The 18352-nt window shown below is 33.4% G+C and carries 21 protein-coding genes and 1 tRNA gene; 8 read left to right on the plus strand and 14 right to left on the minus strand.

The genetic code is table 11. The annotated features are described in order from the left end of the window. On the minus strand, positions 1–180 hold a 180-nt coding region (locus tag ACW8TM_RS10685), incomplete at its 3' end, for a hypothetical protein (RefSeq protein WP_491533283.1). An 84-nt stretch (positions 181–264) separates the two neighbouring features. On the opposite strand from ACW8TM_RS10685, the gene ACW8TM_RS10690 reads away from it, so the two are divergent. Beyond that, a tRNA-Arg gene (locus tag ACW8TM_RS10690) sits at positions 265–338 on the plus strand. A 17-nt stretch (positions 339–355) separates the two neighbouring features. Here ACW8TM_RS10690 and ACW8TM_RS10695 read toward each other — a convergent pair. From ACW8TM_RS10695 to ACW8TM_RS10745, 11 genes are all read right to left on the minus strand, one after another. Next, positions 356–1423, minus strand: coding sequence for a reductive dehalogenase (locus tag ACW8TM_RS10695; protein ID WP_491533284.1), 1068 nt, complete (start codon positions 1421–1423; stop codon positions 356–358). A gap of 77 nt (positions 1424–1500) precedes the next feature. Beyond that, positions 1501–3456 carry an arginine--tRNA ligase gene (locus tag ACW8TM_RS10700; RefSeq protein WP_491533285.1) on the minus strand — a complete coding sequence of 652 codons (1956 nt, stop codon included), beginning with the start codon at positions 3454–3456 and terminating at the stop codon, positions 1501–1503. A gap of 91 nt (positions 3457–3547) precedes the next feature. Then, a complete protein-coding gene (locus ACW8TM_RS10705; RefSeq protein ID WP_491533286.1) occupies positions 3548–4570 on the minus strand; it encodes a DUF5305 family protein in 1023 nt (340 codons plus the stop codon). Between the two features lie 132 nt (positions 4571–4702). Continuing rightward, positions 4703–5434 carry a hypothetical protein gene (locus ACW8TM_RS10710; protein WP_491533287.1) on the minus strand — a complete coding sequence of 244 codons (732 nt, stop codon included), beginning with the start codon at positions 5432–5434 and terminating at the stop codon, positions 4703–4705. 6 nt (positions 5435–5440) lie between these two features. Beyond that, entirely contained in the window at positions 5441–6376 is a 936-nt protein-coding gene (locus ACW8TM_RS10715) for a signal peptidase I (protein ID WP_491533288.1), read from the minus strand. A 421-nt stretch (positions 6377–6797) separates the two neighbouring features. Continuing rightward, positions 6798–7460 (minus strand): hypothetical protein, encoded by a 663-nt coding sequence (locus tag ACW8TM_RS10720; RefSeq protein WP_491533289.1) that lies wholly within the window; start codon positions 7458–7460, stop codon positions 6798–6800. 16 nt (positions 7461–7476) lie between these two features. Then, positions 7477–8070 (minus strand): hypothetical protein, encoded by a 594-nt coding sequence (locus tag ACW8TM_RS10725; RefSeq protein ID WP_491533290.1) that lies wholly within the window; start codon positions 8068–8070, stop codon positions 7477–7479. 252 nt (positions 8071–8322) lie between these two features. Further along, a complete protein-coding gene (locus ACW8TM_RS10730; RefSeq protein ID WP_491533291.1) occupies positions 8323–8619 on the minus strand; it encodes a winged helix-turn-helix transcriptional regulator in 297 nt (98 codons plus the stop codon). Positions 8620–9203: 584 nt separating this feature from the next. Beyond that, on the minus strand, positions 9204–9881 hold the full coding sequence (locus ACW8TM_RS10735) for a hypothetical protein (protein ID WP_491533292.1): 678 nt from the start codon (positions 9879–9881) through the stop codon (positions 9204–9206). A 10-nt stretch (positions 9882–9891) separates the two neighbouring features. Next, a complete protein-coding gene (locus ACW8TM_RS10740) occupies positions 9892–10656 on the minus strand; it encodes a hypothetical protein (protein WP_491533293.1) in 765 nt (254 codons plus the stop codon). Positions 10657–10962: 306 nt separating this feature from the next. After that, positions 10963–11460: a hypothetical protein gene (locus ACW8TM_RS10745; protein ID WP_491533294.1), complete on the minus strand. Its 498-nt coding sequence runs from the start codon at positions 11458–11460 to the stop codon at positions 10963–10965. An 857-nt stretch (positions 11461–12317) separates the two neighbouring features. On the opposite strand from ACW8TM_RS10745, the gene ACW8TM_RS10750 reads away from it, so the two are divergent. The 7 genes from ACW8TM_RS10750 (at position 12318) to ACW8TM_RS10780 (ending at position 17652) form a co-directional block, all read left to right on the plus strand. After that, a complete protein-coding gene (locus ACW8TM_RS10750; protein WP_491533295.1) occupies positions 12318–12452 on the plus strand; it encodes a hypothetical protein in 135 nt (44 codons plus the stop codon). A 243-nt stretch (positions 12453–12695) separates the two neighbouring features. Further along, entirely contained in the window at positions 12696–13055 is a 360-nt protein-coding gene (locus tag ACW8TM_RS10755) for a hypothetical protein (protein ID WP_491533296.1), read from the plus strand. 2 nt (positions 13056–13057) lie between these two features. After that, positions 13058–13927: a radical SAM protein gene (locus tag ACW8TM_RS10760; protein ID WP_491533297.1), complete on the plus strand. Its 870-nt coding sequence runs from the start codon at positions 13058–13060 to the stop codon at positions 13925–13927. Between the two features lie 10 nt (positions 13928–13937). Beyond that, positions 13938–14921, plus strand: coding sequence for an ABC transporter ATP-binding protein (locus ACW8TM_RS10765; protein WP_491533298.1), 984 nt, complete (start codon positions 13938–13940; stop codon positions 14919–14921). Further along, positions 14908–15765, plus strand: coding sequence for an ABC transporter permease (locus ACW8TM_RS10770; RefSeq protein ID WP_491533299.1), 858 nt, complete (start codon positions 14908–14910; stop codon positions 15763–15765). Before ACW8TM_RS10765 ends, ACW8TM_RS10770 begins: the two co-directional genes overlap by 14 nt. Then, positions 15756–16814, plus strand: a complete 1059-nt coding sequence (locus ACW8TM_RS10775; protein ID WP_491533300.1) for an ABC transporter ATP-binding protein — start codon at positions 15756–15758, stop codon at positions 16812–16814. The genes ACW8TM_RS10770 and ACW8TM_RS10775 overlap by 10 nt, the downstream gene beginning before the upstream one ends. Then, positions 16807–17652 (plus strand): ABC transporter permease, encoded by an 846-nt coding sequence (locus ACW8TM_RS10780; protein WP_491533301.1) that lies wholly within the window; start codon positions 16807–16809, stop codon positions 17650–17652. The genes ACW8TM_RS10775 and ACW8TM_RS10780 overlap by 8 nt, the downstream gene beginning before the upstream one ends. Here ACW8TM_RS10780 and ACW8TM_RS10785 read toward each other — a convergent pair. Then, entirely contained in the window at positions 17649–17864 is a 216-nt protein-coding gene (locus ACW8TM_RS10785; RefSeq protein ID WP_491533302.1) for a hypothetical protein, read from the minus strand. The genes ACW8TM_RS10780 and ACW8TM_RS10785 overlap by 4 nt on opposite strands. Further along, positions 17858–18352, minus strand: a 495-nt coding sequence (locus tag ACW8TM_RS10790; RefSeq protein ID WP_491533303.1) for a hypothetical protein, incomplete at its 5' end; no start/stop codon positions are given. The genes ACW8TM_RS10790 and ACW8TM_RS10785, both read right to left, overlap by 7 nt.

Consider the following 18352-nt stretch of genomic DNA (forward strand, 5'->3'; position numbering starts at 1 on the left):
AGTAGCCTTCTTATACATTTTATAGTGTAACTCACATAAGTACACTCTCCTACCTTTATTATCAATGTTTAAATTAAGCTTAGATAGAACATCAAGAGCTTTGACAGTAGAAATAGACTTAACAGCCCTATTCTCACAACCAATGATACTACAAAGCACACCCTTCTTCACTCTACCCAAATCCACCGCCCAATAAAATAAAAGCCAAATTAAATATTAAAATAACGTGAAAATAAAGTTCAATTAAATATCATAAAGCAATTAGGGCCCGTAGCTCAGCTGGATAGAGCATTGGCCTCCGGAGCCAAGGGTCCGGGGTTCAAATCCCCGCGGGCCCGTAAAATAAAAATAATTCTTATTCTAACTTCCAGAAATCATCAGAACTGACATTCCTTCTAGCAGTTAATAAATTAAAGAGACAAACCTTAATACATGTTGAACAATCAGTGGAATTTTCATACCAAAGTAAATAGCATTTCTCTACATCAACAAACCACTTCAAGACTCCCGGATTATTAGATTTACATATCGGCTCAAAGCTAGGCTCATCGTCCATAGAAATAGCACCAGCTTCACAATTTATAGCACACAACTTACATTTCCTACAGAAATCTTTAACACCAAACTCGATGGGCTTATCAGGTTCAAGTGGAAGATCAGTAAATATCTTACACAATCTAACTCTTGGACCAAACTCAGGGGTAATCAACAATCCATTACGCCCCAACTCGCCAAGACCAGCATCAATAGCCAATGGAATACTTAATGCAGTATCATTACCACACTGAATAGCATTATAACCCAAATTTCTAATAAACTCGCCAACACAGGCGAGGATAAAAGCCATCTTAGAATAACCTAAGCCTGTTGCAGCTGAAGCTAAAGCACTAGGAGAAGTTGCAATACCATCAGCATCCATTTCAACAGCCATAACAATAGCATATTCAAATTTATCATCAATATCAAATTCATCATAAATCCAAAGCTTGTTAAGCCTACAAATTCCAACCAAGTCAGCTCCAAAGAATTTCGCAGCCCTCTTAATATACATGCTCATCTTCAAAGGATCATCAATACTATACTTAGTCTTAGTTAAATCAATCCCAGCAGAGGTAGAAGAAACTCTCTGCACCTTAATCTTACTCCACGAAAAAGCACTTGGAAAAGTATCATAAATTATCCAGGAAGCATAGGCTAAAGCAAAATCAATTCTCGAATAACCAGCCATACCACTTTTAATACGCTTAAAAACTTTCTCATCAAATTTTTTACCATAACCAACCCATGAAGAATCCCAATTAACACGCTCAAACACGGTGTCCTTAAATTTAAACCTTTTAATTCTAGTATCATCAACAATGTAGGGTGGCTTTTCAACATATCTAACCCTCAACCCTTTAAGACTAGGAAAACCAGACTTCACATCATATCTCTCCCAAGACCATAATAACTGAAAATAAAGATAATACTTTCCCATAACCAAGAAATGTTAGAGATAATCTACATTCTAGAAGGGGCATTTATACCCATTAAATCTAAAGCATTCCTCAAAGTTACTCTAACAGCATTCACCAAATGTAATCTGGCGTTCCTCAACTCTAATGGCTTCGCCCTCAAAACAGGCAATGCATCATAGAATGAATTAAAAGCCAGAGCCAAAAAATTAGCATACTCAGCTAAAAGTTCAGGCCTCAAATTATCAGCAGCCTCAGCAACAATTTCAGGAAATCTTGAAACCTTTAGGATTAAATCCTTCTCCAATTTATGGTTAAGTAGACTTGGATCATAATTGTTTGAAAGACCATTCACCTTCGCTAAAATGTTACATGCCCTTGCATGAGCATATTGTATAAAGGGAGCACTATTCTGCTCAAAATTTAAAACACGATCCCAAGTAAAAATCATTCTCCTAGAAGGTGTAACACTTAAAAGAGCAAAACGCACAGCACCAATTCCAATTATTCTAGCAATATCACCAACAGATTCATTATCTAGTTGAGGAGAACGTCTTCTAACCTCCTCCTCAGCCCTCTCAATAGCTTCACTAATTATTCTATCAAACTCGACAAATCTACCTCGCCTACTAGACATTTTAAACCCTGGCAAATGAACTAATTCATATGCAAAATGAATCATGTTTAATGCATAATCCACTCTACCTAAGGTTGCCAAAGCAATTCTTAATTGAAGCTGAGGTAAAGTTTGATCAACTCCAATTACATGGATAACTTTATCAGCATTAAAATGCTCAAACTGCCAAAGAGTATAAGCAATATCCCTTGTAGTATAAAGAGTTCTTCCATCAGATCTAACCAAAGTAAGTTTAGGAACCTCATACAATTCACTAACACCTAAAAGCTTCTTTAAATTTAATGAAACTGCAGCCTTCTCGGCATCAAAAATTAATGCACCATCATCATAATAAGTAAAGACAGAATCTCTAAGAAAATCAACTATAAATTTAACTCTACCACTCCAAACAACGTCACTCTCCCAATCCCAACTCTCAACACTAATATTAGCCTTCTCGAAGGTCTCCTTAAAACCATCAATACACAATGAACAGAGCCCTCTAAACAACTCAACAGCATCCTCTTCACCCAACTCATATCTCAAATCCAACTGAGCAATCACCCTCTTAGGATCATCATCAAGACTAATCTTCTCAAAAAGCAAGTCAAACAATTCAGGATCCCTATCACGTAAATCCTTAGCAATACCTATCCATTCACTCAACTTATTCGCAACCCTAGTTCTCTCTTCACCTACAACCTCCATTTCATCAAGTCTCTTAAGCTTCCTCTTTAGATCAATAATTTCAACAATACAATTAGTCATAGCATAAATTAAACCAATAAAATGATCAGGCTTACCAATAGGTTTAACTCTTCCAATCTTATCATAACCATAAGCTGCAACAGCAACTTGCAAACCAACATCATTAATATAAAAATGAACCTTAACCTGATGTCCACGAGCCCTCAAAAGTCTAGCCAAAGTATCACCTAGCACAGCATTTCTCGCAGCACCAATATGAAGAGGATGAATAGGATTAGCACTAGTATGCTCAACAATAATTCTCAAAGGCCTATCAACCTTCAAATGACCATAAACTTCATCAAAATACTCAACAGACTTAAAGGTTTCATAAGCTAAAGTAGCGTAATTTACATAAAAGTTTACATATCCTCCACCAGCAACCTCAACTCTATCAATAAATTTAAACCCATTACTATCAATCTTCTCAACAATTAATTCAGCTAACCTTCTAGGACTCTCTCCAACTAATTTAGCAGTAGAGAAACATGGAAAGGCAAGTTCAGCCCCAATAGCAGAGGGAGGAAGTTCAATGTTAATAGCTACATTTTCAATTCCAAGCCTAGATAAAGCATCCTCAATAACAGAAATACATTCAACCCTAAAACAACCAAATGGATTGGCCTTAACATTATCCATTGAAATGCCTCCAATGCACTAATAAATGATTGAATTGAAAGGATTATAGTTTTACTGTCTACAAATCTAATCAGCTACTCTTATATCTAAATTACTCATCTAACCTAGCCAAATACTCATAAACCACATTACCATCAATTAAACGTAAAATAGCACTCCTATCATCAATCCTCTTAAACAAGATAGGCTTACCCAATCCCTCAGCAATCTTAGCAAAATCATCAATACTCTTAACCTCAACTGAAAGAACATCCTTATTCTTAAATGGGAGATCCTTCACCTCAATTAAATATTCCTTCAAAGGCTTAACAATAGACTCGATGTGTCTTCTTCTATGCTTCCTCTTATTAGTCCAATAAAAGTATGTAGAAGGGGTTAAAAGGACAGCTCCAACACCTAAAAGAACGTATGAAGCATACAACCTAAACTTAGCGTCTTCATTAACAATTACTTCTTTTCTAGTAATACTCCCAGGTTTTCTAAAGCTCAAATTTGAAAATTCAACTACTTGCCCACTACCTAAAGAATTTCTTAAAGTTACCCTTAAAGTGTGATTGATGGGTAAGCTAATTAAGCCGAAATCGGTTGAAGAAAAAACATTTATTCTAGCAGTTAAAAGTAAGTTGTAAACACTTGAACGAGTACCAGTCTCTTCTTCAATTAAATCTATTATAGAAAAAATGTCGTTAAAGTTCAATATGAAACTTGAATTCAAAGAGACAGAACTTTCACCTTTAACCTCATTTTTGGGTATAAGGAGAATAGTCTTAGACCACTGTTTAGGTGAAATCAGCTTCAACTCGAAAGTAGAAACAACAACAGAAACAGCAGGCTCACTCACAATAAAACTGAAAGTATAATTAACATTAACATACTTAACTAGCTTCAAAAATAATACTCCTTCACCTGGAGAAAGAATAGTAACATTATTATAAACAATGTTTGAATGAAGATAGGCAACGTAATCATAATTACTATCAGCAATGTAACTACATAGCGTAGTAACTCTCTCCTCAACCACTGGACTACTATAAGAAAAAACCATCATCAAAAATGAAGAAACCATAATTATAATTGAAACAACCATAAAAACCATAACTTTATTTTTAAACACGAACATACTCCAACCTCGAAATCAAAATAAGAGATAAAAAATCACATAAAAAGTTTACGGACCTCCTGTAACTATTTTTACAAGAAAGCAATTGAATACCATTATAAAAAGGAAGATTATATGTCAGGCCAATTATGGATCATCCTCCGCTATAGGTGTAAAATATGGTAAATCAGGAATAATAATGCCTAATCCATTTTCCTCAATGCCATCATCAACAATGCAAAGGGTAATCTGCTCAGTAGTAGCTGCAAGAGTTTTATACTTTGACTCAGCTGTTACAGTGGCACCTCTATTGATTTCAAGGTCCTGACAATCACAATTGTCACCACTAGTGGGCTCATATTTTCCAACCGGATTTCTCAAAGTTTCAATCCATACCACCAGAAAAACTTCTTCATTTGGAGAAAGAGACGTAATGTACCAAGTTAAGTAATTGAAAACAAAATCACCTGGGTTACCAGGAGGAGTAACATTCTCCCAGTAAACCATTCCTTTACTTGGAGTTGAATTAATTGGAGCAACATTCAATTCAATACGATCAGTAACAGTGACATCTGTCAATTCAATAGAACCACAATTCCTTACATAAATGGTTAACTTAAACTTTGTCGAAAAGTTTTCACTCGCAATAGCAATATATTTCGTCGGCTCAGATAAGTCACAGCCAGTTTCAGGATCTGTAAATGCACCTTCCAGTACTTTGTAAATTTTGATACATGGTTTCCATTTACCCGTAGTAATAAGACCATTCAAGTAAAGAGATTCACTCCAATGAGGATAAGCAATGCTATAAGCAGTCAAAGATATGAAAATAAGAATAGAAACAGATAATACTTTACCAGTAAAACTCATTTTTCTCATAAATTTTCACCTCCATCCACCCCACCTATTATTCCTCTTACTAAAACGACCGTAAACCACAAATGAAAAAGCACCAATAAGGACAATAAAAACAGATAAGAAAGTATAGCTCGAGTAAATCAAGGTAAATAAATGAGCAAAAAGAATCTTCATATAAATTGAAATCCATCCAACTTTAGGAAGTATAAAGACAACTCTACCCTTAACATTAACATACTGAACAGACTCAGCATCAGGAGCATTATTAGCATCACCTTTAGTAATGAAAATTCCCCCACCCCCAGACCTCTGAACATCAACAACTCTATGCGCAGTAAGACCTTGAGGAGTCATGAACAATATAACATCACCAATATTAATTCTATCAGCAGGAACCTTAACCGCAACAATAACATCACCAACATCAAATGTAGGCCTCATACTCCCACTATAAACCACATTAGGATAAATTCCAAGCAAACCAGTACTAAGCCAAAAAATGAAAATAATCGAAGAAAAAAATAGAGTAAACGATTTTAACTCGTTAAGCTCACGTCGTATACTCTTAACATTAACATTAAATCTATATAGTCCAACACGTTTAAGCAGAGAAGGTGGACTTGTTGAGAAAACTATGATTAGACTTAAAATTGGGATAACAACACCTAAAAATGTATTAAAACCCCAAGGTAGAGAAGGAAGAATAGGCGACCACCAATGAATAAACTCCAGTGGAAGCAAGTATGCTATAGAAGCCAGAGGCCCAGAAAGAATAGCCAAGATAGATAAAAGAATATTTCTTGAAAGCATCGGAAGAAAAACAGATCCAAGAAATTTAATTAAAACAGAAAAATCAAAGAAATTTAAGTTAAGATAGTACTGAAAAGGTTTTTCCATAACAGTAAAGATTAGTGTAGTAAAGAGAAAAGTCAAGAAGACATATTTCGACTTAAAAAACTTCAAAATGAACCCCCTTGAAAATTCACGGCCGACAGCAATTGAAAACACAAAAACAGTATTAATCATCATCCCAATTAAAGAACGAGAATAAGGACTAAAACCGAAACCATGAATTAAACCCCCATAAAATGAGACAGTCAAATAAAGGAAAGCTGAAATAAAGGAAGAGTAAAGCACAGACCTATTAAGCTGTAATAAAAATTGACTAAAACCCTTCATCACAAAAATAAGAGACAACATTAAAATCCAAAACAATATGGGAATGATATAAGAGAATATTCCTTTAAAAAGAAAAGAAAAATAACCTAAAGAAACGTAGTAAAAAACAATTGTAATTGGGACCATTATCTCTCTAATTTTAAACATCATTACCATTCACCTTAATTAAAATAAAAATAAAAAAGAAAATTTCAGAAAACAGTATTTATAGAGGCTGCGGCACTGTGTACATGTTCCACTGAATTGCAATTATGTATATTCTGAACGTATATGTGGCACCCATCTTAGCTTCTTGCAACAAAGTTATGTCTAAGCTTATATCAACACTTTCACAAGGATGCAATTGTTCACCAAAATTATCACCCCACCAAAGAACAATGTCATATTCACCATCACCATCTAAGTCTAGATATTCTCCCTCGTTAAGTTCTTGCTCATTTAATTCATAATAAGTATAATTACCAGTCACCGTTTCTATTACAACTTTCCATATTTTGAGTGGAATCTCACCGTTATTATGTAATTTGAATGCTACATGCTCAAAATACCATGGATATACATTGCTTAATGTAATGTTTAGAGAATCAAGATCGCCGTCACCATCACTATCATACATAACGACTGTAGTGCTACCTACATCCTTATCTAATTGTACATATCCACCAGATGGGAAATATGAAGCATTCCAATCATTACCATGATCTAGATGTATTACTGAACCTTCAACAAATTCCCAGTCAAGTTCACCTGACTCCACTTCACCATTTATGTAAAGTGTAGCTTCCCAATGTGCATAAACTAATCCTAGAAGACTTATACTTAACACTATCAAAAAAGAAGTTGATAGTACTTTGTTTCTACTCCGCATTTTTATCACCAGCTACTTAACCACCAGCATCGTACATGTTCCACTGTATGAAAGTTACGTATCCTTCATATAGTAGGTATGCATTCTCTGGACAAGTTCCACCATTATATTCTTGCATAACATGAATAGTTATTTCGACAATCACTATCTCACCAGGTTCAATTTGTAATCCACATAGCTCACTTAACTCTGGCCAATACTCAGTTCCATTAACCTTAAATGAAGTAACTTCTATAAAGTTATGAAAACCAGCAGGATCTTCTTCAACTATCCAGAATCCACCGCCATTTACCTTTACTGGAATTGTTCCACAATTCTTTATTGTAACATTTAAAGTACCACTAAAACATGGATAAACATTAGTTAGGTTTAATTCGACTTTGTCATAGTTACCGTCTTGATCAAGATCCTTTAAGATACAGGATACCTTTGCAACCTCTTTGCCTTCAACTTCCTCATATAAGAATTCTGCGAAAGTATATTGCACTTTCAAAGTGCCCGTTTCAATTCTACCGTTAATATATAAAGTTTCTTCCCAATGAGCATAAGTTACACCTGCAATTAAAGTTACTAACACTACTAGTCCTAATATTGATAACATTTTTTTCATACGTATCACCTCATAGTTTCGGGCTATCATCACCCATGTTATATGTGAACATAGGCTTTAACGGGGGCTCCCTTCTAGTCCCCCGAGCGTTTATCTAGCTATTCTCTTAAAAAAGAAAGCACACGTTTTAGATTACCGCTCCAAATGGTCTAAAATCAGACCACTTGGACTTAACTACTTATAAATAACACTAAAATTATGAGTACTTAGTTAACTGAAGAAAGTAAGCAATTCTACTAGAATCAATATTATTTATTTTAATTGATTTCTTAAAACAGCTTTCAGGGGTTGAAATTTATGAGATAATCGATAAACTTTCATTCTTGGATTTATTCTAAAACTTTCAACTACACCATTTTCTATTAATGTATCAAGATGTCTTGCCATATTGGAATGTGCAATTCCAACTTTTCTCGCCAATTCTCTTAAGCTTGCCCCTTCAATCTTACATAGTTCCCAAACAATTCTGAAGTGTACATTGTCTTTGTACACTCTTATTAGAAATTCTATTAATAATTGATTTGATAATAATGGATCGAAACTATCCATCTTATAACGAATAAAATCTTTTCGAGATGTATATTTCTTATCGTTTTTAAACAACAATCAGACTTCCTTAATGGCTTATTAGTTCAACATACAATATGCAAGTATATTGTTTTAAATGTATGTGAAATTTTTTACAAAAATCTATTGTAAATTTTTATAAAAAAGAAAATCCATTTAATACATTCCATGTAATTATTTTGGGACATTTATTATTGCTGTATCGTATGAACTTGATTCTGAAGACGGGCCCGCGGGGATTTGAACCCCGGACCTTCGGCTCCGCAAAACCACAATGATGTTCATAAATTGATGAAATTCATGTTCATGTAATCAAATTTCAACATCAAAGATGCATTGAATATTTGAACTTCTACTACATACTCATGTTCATACTCATTTATCATGAGTTCAATATAAAGAATAAAAAAGTCAGCATACAAAAATTCTAAAATTTAACATTTTTGATTATGGCAAAGCCCAGTTTTTCATAATTAATTACATGCTTAGAAGGAGATTGGAGCATCACCAGCTTCGTTATATTATTTGAGTTCGATTAGATTCCATTATAAAATATAAAAGAGAATTTATTTTTTATTTTTAGTTTTTGTTGAAAACTTTTCCACTCCTATACTTATTGGTATTCCTATTACGCCAAGTATACCAGTTACATAGTTATTATTGGTTTTTGGTAGTGGATCTGCTATGTCATATATGCCATCCCCATCTGAATCGAGTGCTTTTATTTTAATGTGTGGTTGTTTTATTTGTAACTCAAAGTACGATTTGCTTTCTACTAACCCTTTCTGTAGTACTTTAATTTTTATGATTAAATTATTTTTATTTTCTTTGAGCATTTCAGGTTTAATTATTGTTTCAGGGTATGATCCACCTCCTTTTAGCCAAGTACCTTCGAAATCTTCTCTTATAAGTCGAACTGGTTTACCATTTAAGATGAATGTATAGTTCACAGTGCTTATTCTCCATTCCTCAGATTTTATATTGAAGTAAAATTCAAGATGTACAGTAACATTGGATTTGCCAATCCAACTTTTAGATATGTTAAAGGGTATTTCAATGTTAAGTTCTCTAGTCCATGTAGGTATTGTTGTATTTTCCTTAATTAAATATAGTGGGTCAGATGATGAATATACTGTTACTAGTGACATATTAGACTGCGCATAAGTTGGATATATAATTACACCGCATAATATAATTGTAATCCATAAGAAATATGCGGAGAGAAAAGTTCTATTAATTCTCATGACATCACCTCTAATAGTTTAATTTGAAAGTCCATAAGTACTGTGTTGTACCTAAGTAGTCGATGAACCATGAATGATGCGGTCCAAATGTATATTTATATGTCCATGTGCTGTATGCATTATTATATAGTCCAAATGTTCCAGTTCCTTGGTGACCATTTACATTTATTACGACAGTCAAACCAAGAGCTATTCCAGATCCGCTACTAACACTCACTGTTATAGTGTATGAAGAGTCAGAATCATTATCTTCTCGCCTATCTTGTAAACTATACCTTGATTGAAACTTTATAAAGTAATATCCATTACTTTGAGATGGTTGCTCTACATCATCTTCACAAGTATTTACACTGTTACCATATATGTTTACTGTTTTGTACCAACTAAAAGTTTGATCAATGAACCAGCGGTCTTCATAATGTTCACCATTCAAGGGGCCAACTAGAACGTATTGATAAACCCATCGTGCTAATTGAAAACGTGCAACACAAAGTCCATCTTCTGGCATTAAAGTGACAGAGTGATAAACATTAGAAGTTGTACTCCATGGACAAATAACATACTTAGAACGATAAGACCACGATGAAGTTCCTTCAGTGCTTCCATATCTTGGTGCATGTGCCTGAATTAGTAATGTCCACTTATCTTCATACGTTTCATATATAATATACTCATCCTCACCTATCGCTACAACGTTTGATATGATAGAAATGTTTGCTATTATGCTAAGAAAAAGTAGTCCTGTCATGAAAAGTAAAGTAAGTTTATTCTTCATTTTTTTTATTCCTCTTTAAACTATGTAAATTTAAAAGTATAATATAAATTTTTCGAAAATCTAAATAAAGAATTTAGATTCAACCTTGATGAAGCTGTATTTTCAGAGCACCTCTCCTTTTGAAGTTGTCGCACTTCGATTGAAGTGTAACATATCAATTTTAGCTATTTTGTGGGGTTTGCCATGAGGTAGAATAAGAATTATTATCGGTTCTCAAACCTTAGTCTTCTACTTATTCTGAACTTCACACCCATGACCTTTTAGGCTGAAATTAAATTCTGTTGAATATGTCCTCTGATGGAAACGTTATGTACAGGCGGGTTTGACATTTGATGTCAAAGAAGAGTTTATTTTGAAATGCTTTTTAACTTCCTTATTTCTTAATATTCCTTTGATTATTAGATATACGATTATATTTGTAATCATGATTGTGGCTGTAATGGGTAGTGTTAAGCCGTATTCATAAGCATAATGTCCACCAATTACTGCTATAGGGACTGTTGGTATAAACACCCCAAAGGACAACGGTATCATGAAAAAAGCTTCATAATAGCCATGTTTAAGGTAAGTTGCAATATAAATTATTGCTGAAATAGAAGCTATAACCGTTAAAACATATGCTATCCATAGACATCTCAAATTACCAGTTAAAACGCGAAAAGCCAAGAAAAATAGAATTACACTAGGAACGATTGCAACAATTGCAAGGAACCCTAGAGATCCAATATTAAGAAATATACAAATTATCATCCAAATAAAAATAAACATCACAAAACCAGGAATACCTGATTTCTCAGAAGACAAATAAATTCCACCTCCCAAATCAAATTTATATAAAAAGTAAAAAATTTTATGGTCATGTTTGTTTTCCTACAACTATTAAAATGTACTTGAATTGTTCACTAAGTATCTCTTCAACTTTAAAGCGTATCATGATGTATTCTCCCGGTTTTAGTTTTACATAGGATTTATCTTTTTGTTTTATGATTTCTGTTACTTTCTCACTTTTTCCACTTATTGCTTTAGTGATTGGTATTTCAAATCCCTTATTAGTTGTTTGATTTATTGCTAATAGTATTATTCTATCAATATAAGTTGTTTTGTTTGAATTAACTAATCAAATTTTATAGGTTCCATTATATGCTTTTAAGTTTCCTTTAATTACATGAACATCATGAGCATCGAATATAAGTATCAAATGTAGTATTCAGTTAGGGGGGTTCCAGATTGAACATTAAGTTAATAGATATATCCAGATTATCACAGGATGTTAGATATAAAATTTTAATGCATGTTCTAAGGAAAGGTGTTTCATAAACTATGCTCGGCTTTTCATTCAATTATATTAATAGGGTTAAGCGTGGTGTACTCAGGTTAGCGATAAATATAAATTTTCTCTGTGTTTCTGTTCAAAGAGAAAATTCATCAGAAAACAAGTAGACTTAAACTTGCATAATTTTTCAAGCTTTTATCGAATAAAATATGATGCTAAAAAACTGTTGCGTCAAGAAATCTAAATGCATGCTACTCTTCAAACAATTTTACACTGCGAGAGATTTAGCAAAACACTTAGCTTCTAAAACTCATATATGCTGTAATGATTTATTTTTTCAAAAAATTTATATTTAAGTTTTTTTTTAAAAATTATTTCTGGTGTTAATATGAGGTTAAATAACATTAATACTGGGAGTATACTGGTTATTGAAGCACCAACTATTGACATATTAGATTGTAGACTATTTTGTGGATGCAATTCAGAATGTGGAAACTGTCCACAGTTTGGCGATGTTGAATAAGGAGGAAAATAAAAATGAGCGAAAATAGTCAAATATTAGTTTTAGAAAAACCAAGCTTCCACGTACTTGATTGTATTATTTGCGGATGTAATGCTAAATGCGAAGAATGTCAAGAATTTAAAGTAGTTGAATAAATGCTATAACAAAAGTGAAGAACCTATGTACAAACTGTCTAAGTATACTATTATAACAAAGTACAATAATAGATTTCACTTGATATTTAACACATTATGGGGATCATTAATGTTGGTAGATAATAAAGTAGCTGAAAAACTAAAAAGAAGAATGTTTACGACATTAACCTCTGAAGAACTCGAAAAAATGCTTCAAAATTTTACTTTGATACCTGAAAAATGGGATGAAGACAAAATACTAGAGACATTAGGTTGGGCACTTAAGTTTCGTAGCAAAAAATCCCATTATTGGTTCTTGGTTACATACAGATGTAATTTCAGATGTATATATTGTTATGAAGATAAAAACCTAGCATATCATATGACTGTGAAAATGGCTGATAAGGCAATTGATTGGATTAGAAAAAGATGTTTAGAAAAAGCTATCGATTCCCTAGCGATTGGATTTTATGGTGGAGAACTTTACTAAATTTGAATATAATTGAATATATAGGTAAAAAATTGTTAAAAACTATGAGCAACAACAATATTAAATATCAAAGTAAAGTTGTTACAAATGGCTTTCTATTAGATGATAAAGTTATCTCGAGATTGAAGGATATAAATGTAACTTCAATGCAAATAACTATTGATGGCCCAAAAGAAGTGCATGATAAAAGAAGAGTACTAAAGAACGGTGAAGGAACATTTGACGTAATATTAACCAATTTTTTAAAAGCTGTAGATAGTGGAATTAACATAAATTTAAGAATCAATGTTGATAAACAAAACTATAGATATATCCCTAATTTTATTGAGTATTTAGCTGAAATAGGATTAAATAACAAGAGAAATCTAAAATTGTCTTTTGGATATGTTCATGTTGAAACTGAATTATGTAAAGATTATCTTCCCTTTATACTTACTGAGAAAAAATTTGCAAAGGTATTCTTGAATCTTTGGAAATTTGCTATATCCAAAGGATTTGTTCTGGGATGGACCACTGATAGATCCTTTTTAAGTTGTTCAGCATGCACAGATGATGGCTTTATGATCGATCCATTAGGCGATATATATAACTGCTGGGCTCATGTGGGGAAACGAGAAAAGAGAATTGGTAACATTTTTGAAAAAGGAATTCTAAATAACTTTAATTATAATTACTTTAACTGGATTTCACGAAATCCTCTAAAATTCATCAAATGCAGAAAATGTAAATATCTACCATTATGTGCTGGAGGATGTGCAAATAGAGCATTAATGGCTAAAGGAACAATTCATGCTTCAGCCTGTTCACCAGAAAAATTTATTATTAGAGATATGCTAAAGCTTTATGTAAAATCAAAATATAAGATAAATTAATGATATGACCATGTCTCTCCATACAATATCATGTTTTAATGTAAAGAAAAGTTATAACATTGGAGATAGACGTATTTCTGCTTTAAAGGGTGTTAACCTAAAGATACGTAAGGGAGATATTTTCTGTATTTTGGGTCCTAATGGTAGTGGGAAAACTACTCTGCTTAAAATTTTTTCAGGTTTGATTCTTCCTGATGAAGGAGAAGTTTATATTTTGGGTTATGATTTAATTAGGGAGCGTGAAAAGGTTAAGTCTATTGTGAATTTTATTTCTGGTTCATCTATGATTGCTGGAATAAGCTGTTATTCTGTGGCTGGGGTTCTAAGTTTTTATGTAGATTTTTATGGCGTAAGTGATGGTAGGATGAGAGTTAAGAGGATAATTGAGCTTTTAGGTTTAGATGAGTATAAGGATGAGAATCCTCTTCTTCTTTCTTCTGGGCTTAGAATGAGACTTGAAATAGCAAAAATATTCTTGATTAACACCCCCATAATATTATTAGATGAACCCATCATACATTTAGATCCAGTTTCTGCTAATATTGTTAAAAGTTATGTTAAAAAATTAGCTAGGGAACATAACATTACAGTTGTTTGGGCAACACATTTCGCAGATGAAATAGAGTTTCTCTGTGACAAGGTAGCTATCATGAAAAATGGGAGAATAATAGCCTTGGACTCACCTTCAAGGCTGAGAGAAAAATACCTGAAAAACACCTCAAAAATACTTAAGATTAAGGCATTACACTTGAGGGAAAATTTAATAAAAATGCTAGAAGAGAAATTCAATGTTTTCTCTACAATAGAAATTTATCATCAAGACTTTGGAGAAGGTCTGCTAAAAATATATTTGCAAAGAGGAGATGTAGCTGAGAAGTATTTGAAATTTTTGAATGAAAATGATGTAAAAATTCTTCTGATCAGGAAAGTATCCCCATCCTTTTCAGATGTCTATAGTTTGATTGTTAGGGGGGATAAAGTTGGTGAAGAATAGACTTCTAAGTCAATTTCTAGCATTTTTATTTAGAGAAATCAGATTAAAAACAGTATTTAAAGCATATTTCACATTAAGCATTCTCGATTCAGTACTAAATGTACTGCTGATATTTTTACTTGCAAGTTATAGAGGTGGAGTGTATCCTGAGAATTTTGCTTCAAATTACTTTGAATTTATTTTGACTGGCATCCTTGTCCAAAAGTTTTTGAATACTTGCCTTTCAAGTCCATATCAAACCATCTATTCCTATTACTTAAAGGGATTGATGGACTTAATTTGCTTGGAAAGTGAAAATATAATCGCACTATTGTTACCAAAAACATTTCTTGGTTTTATTATGGGCTTTATAGATTTGTTTCTCATACTTTTTATAGCTTCACTATTTAATGCAGAAGTAATTTTCTTGTTATCTCCATCTTTCTTTCTTATACTGCTCTTTGGTGTAGTTTCGTGTATTGGTTTGGGTTTGGTGGCTGCCAGTATGCTTTATTTGGCTGATGCAAGGACTGGTTCAAATCCTGTAATTTGGATATTTAGTTTATTTTCAACTATTCTTAGTGGTGCTTATTATCCTTTAGAGAAGCTACCCTCGTCTATGCAGGCTTTAAGCTTGATACTTCCACATACATATGTCTTAGATTTGATTAGACGTTTTTTAGGTATGATTGATTTTGATAAATCTATACTCTTAATACACTGTATCTTTTCTTCGACGCCAGTTTTAGTGGATTTATTATTATTGGCTCTACTTTCTATTGCGTATATCATGCTCGGTATTTTCCTCACGAGTATTTCTCTTACTAAAGCGCGAAAGGAGGGTAGGATTTCAAGATGGATTTGAATCCGGTTATCAGTCTAGAAAATGTTTCAAAAAACTTCATTGTGGGTAGAAGTTTAGGTAGAAGCACTTTTCTTGGAGAAGCACACTGGTTTATTTCCCTAATAATTAGAGTTTTTAAGACAGGTAAAGTTCTAGAGGCGCTTAAAGATGTTAACATGAATGTTTATAAGGGCGAGCTATGCTGTATTCTTGGTCCTAATGGTAGCGGTAAATCTACCTTGCTTAAGATTATTGCTGGAATCGTTGAGCCAGATAAAGGGAGTGTTAGAGTTTTTGGCTTTAATCCAATTACTGAGAGAAGTAAAATTATAGACAAAATATTCTTCTATTCCAGTAGCCATAGATACTCGTTGGATTATCGTTTAAAAGTGAAGGATCAAGTTGAATTCTATCTAAGGTTTCTAGGGAAAGAGAATAGCATCTTTGACGAAGAAGTATACAAATTTATTGAATTTTTAGGCTTGGAAAAATATCTAGATACGCCAATAGGGTTTCTTTCAAGTGGTTATAGACAGAGAGTTTCTCTTTTAAGACTTTTCCTAGTGGATAGGGATATTATGCTACTTGACGAGCCAACGTTATGGCTTGATCCTATGCTGAATAAAAGGTTAATACTTTTTCTAAAGCGGTTGAATAGGGAGAGAAAAACTACAATTGTCGTTGCAACTAATAGAGTTCGATTGGTTGAGGAGCTTGAACCTGATAGAATTGTGGTTTTGAGGAGAGGGGAGATAGTTGCTGAGGGGGAATTGCCTCATCTTGTGTCTTTGGTTGAAGATGCGTATGTTGTTAAAATTGAATTAGTAGACTTTAATAGAAGGGTGTTTCGGAAAATTGAAGCATTAAAAGACGTTAATGCTGTGACCTTCAATATTATTTCAACTAATCGGTTTGAAATATTAGTTTTTACGAGTAACCCGGAAGTTTTCAAGGATGTATACGAGATAGTTGTTTCAGAGAGACTTTATCTTCAAGATATCTATATTACTGAGCCTTCCTTTGAGGATGTTTATTTGAAGCTTAGTGGGGGTGAACGAGTTTTTGAGTGAATTTGAGTATAAGGAGTCTTCATTTAAAACGTTAGTTAAGGTGACTTTTCACGTTGTGAACAATAGGCTTAGAGGATGGTCTACCTTCTTTGGGACTCTAGTAATCTCATTAGTGAATGTTGGTTTGAGATTTATTGTACTTCTGTTTGTGGCTGAAGCTGTTTCAGGATTTGGATTGAGTGGATTATATGTTGACTTTGTTAGATACGTTTCGGCGGGATTTATATTGAATACACTAATAGTAATAGCTCTTGAATCATTTTATGACATCTTTAGATCAAATTATTGGAATGGTGGTTTTGATTTGTTTACATCTTCACCCTTAGGCTTAAAACCGCTCATTCTAGGTGACTTGATATCTAGATATATTATTGCATCGGTTTACATCACCGTATTAATCATCATTGCTTCAATACTAGGAGTACGGTTTATAGTTTCCAGAATATTCTTACTACTCTGCCTAACATTATTAAGCTTAGTCATTGCACATGGCATCGGAATGATCGCTACAATTGAATTCACATACTTCAACCAAAAAGGTGGAAGCATATTAATATGGTTATTCACTTGGCTAGACACCTTCCTCTCTGGAGCAATAATACCAATAGAAACACTTCCACCCCAAATAACCTTTATGAGCAATCTAATGCCATTCAAATACTATTATACAACAGCTAGAAAACTACTATTTAATGTCGAAACTTCATATCAAATGATAATTATTCACATATCCATTCTATTTACATTTGCCATAGTTATCTTTCCACTAGGCCTAATATTACTTAAAAAGGGAATTAAATATGCAGAAGAAAAAGGAACAATTTACATTTGGAGCTAATTTAAATCAATAATCTTAACTGCAACCCTAAAATCAACATCCCCTGGACCAAGTCCATTCTTAACCATTATACGTGCAAACCTACTCAAAGTGTAAGCTCGGTTCTGAGCTTGAATCCTACTATAGTTTTGACCTATAAACCAGCTAATATAATTCCTAATACACTCACGCCAAGCTTCCTTCAATTCCTCCAATTTATCTTCATTCACCACTCTCCTTCACCTTCCTTTTCCTCAAGAACATAATCAAGCCAGCATTTCAGTTCAGGCGGAGTTCCAGCACCATCCAAAACACGCTCAAGCCAGAATCGTCGGCCCAAAACCTTCTCAGGAGGATCAAAAACAGTCAAGTAGCGTGGAATCTTAACTTGGCTTTCCTCCATGTGTCTTTTATATTTGAAGCGTGTTAGAGGCCAGTTTGGATCTGTTGAAACTCCTAAGTATTTATACCACCACTTCTTATCTCCAGTCTTAACGTACATGTCGCGGAGATAGTCGACATAAAGACGATATGCATGGCGGTGTTCTTTTCTTGGAGCTTTGACTTTAACTATGTTTCCAAATGGATCGACTATGATTTTGGGGAATATTACTACGAATCCAGGTTTATGTGGTGATGCTTTTTGAATGAAGAATTCAAGGTTGCCTTTAACCCTGCGGCCCAAACAGTGATAAAGCTTACGCTCAGCAATAAATCTAGC

This window comes from Candidatus Culexmicrobium sp., assembly GCF_058356305.1.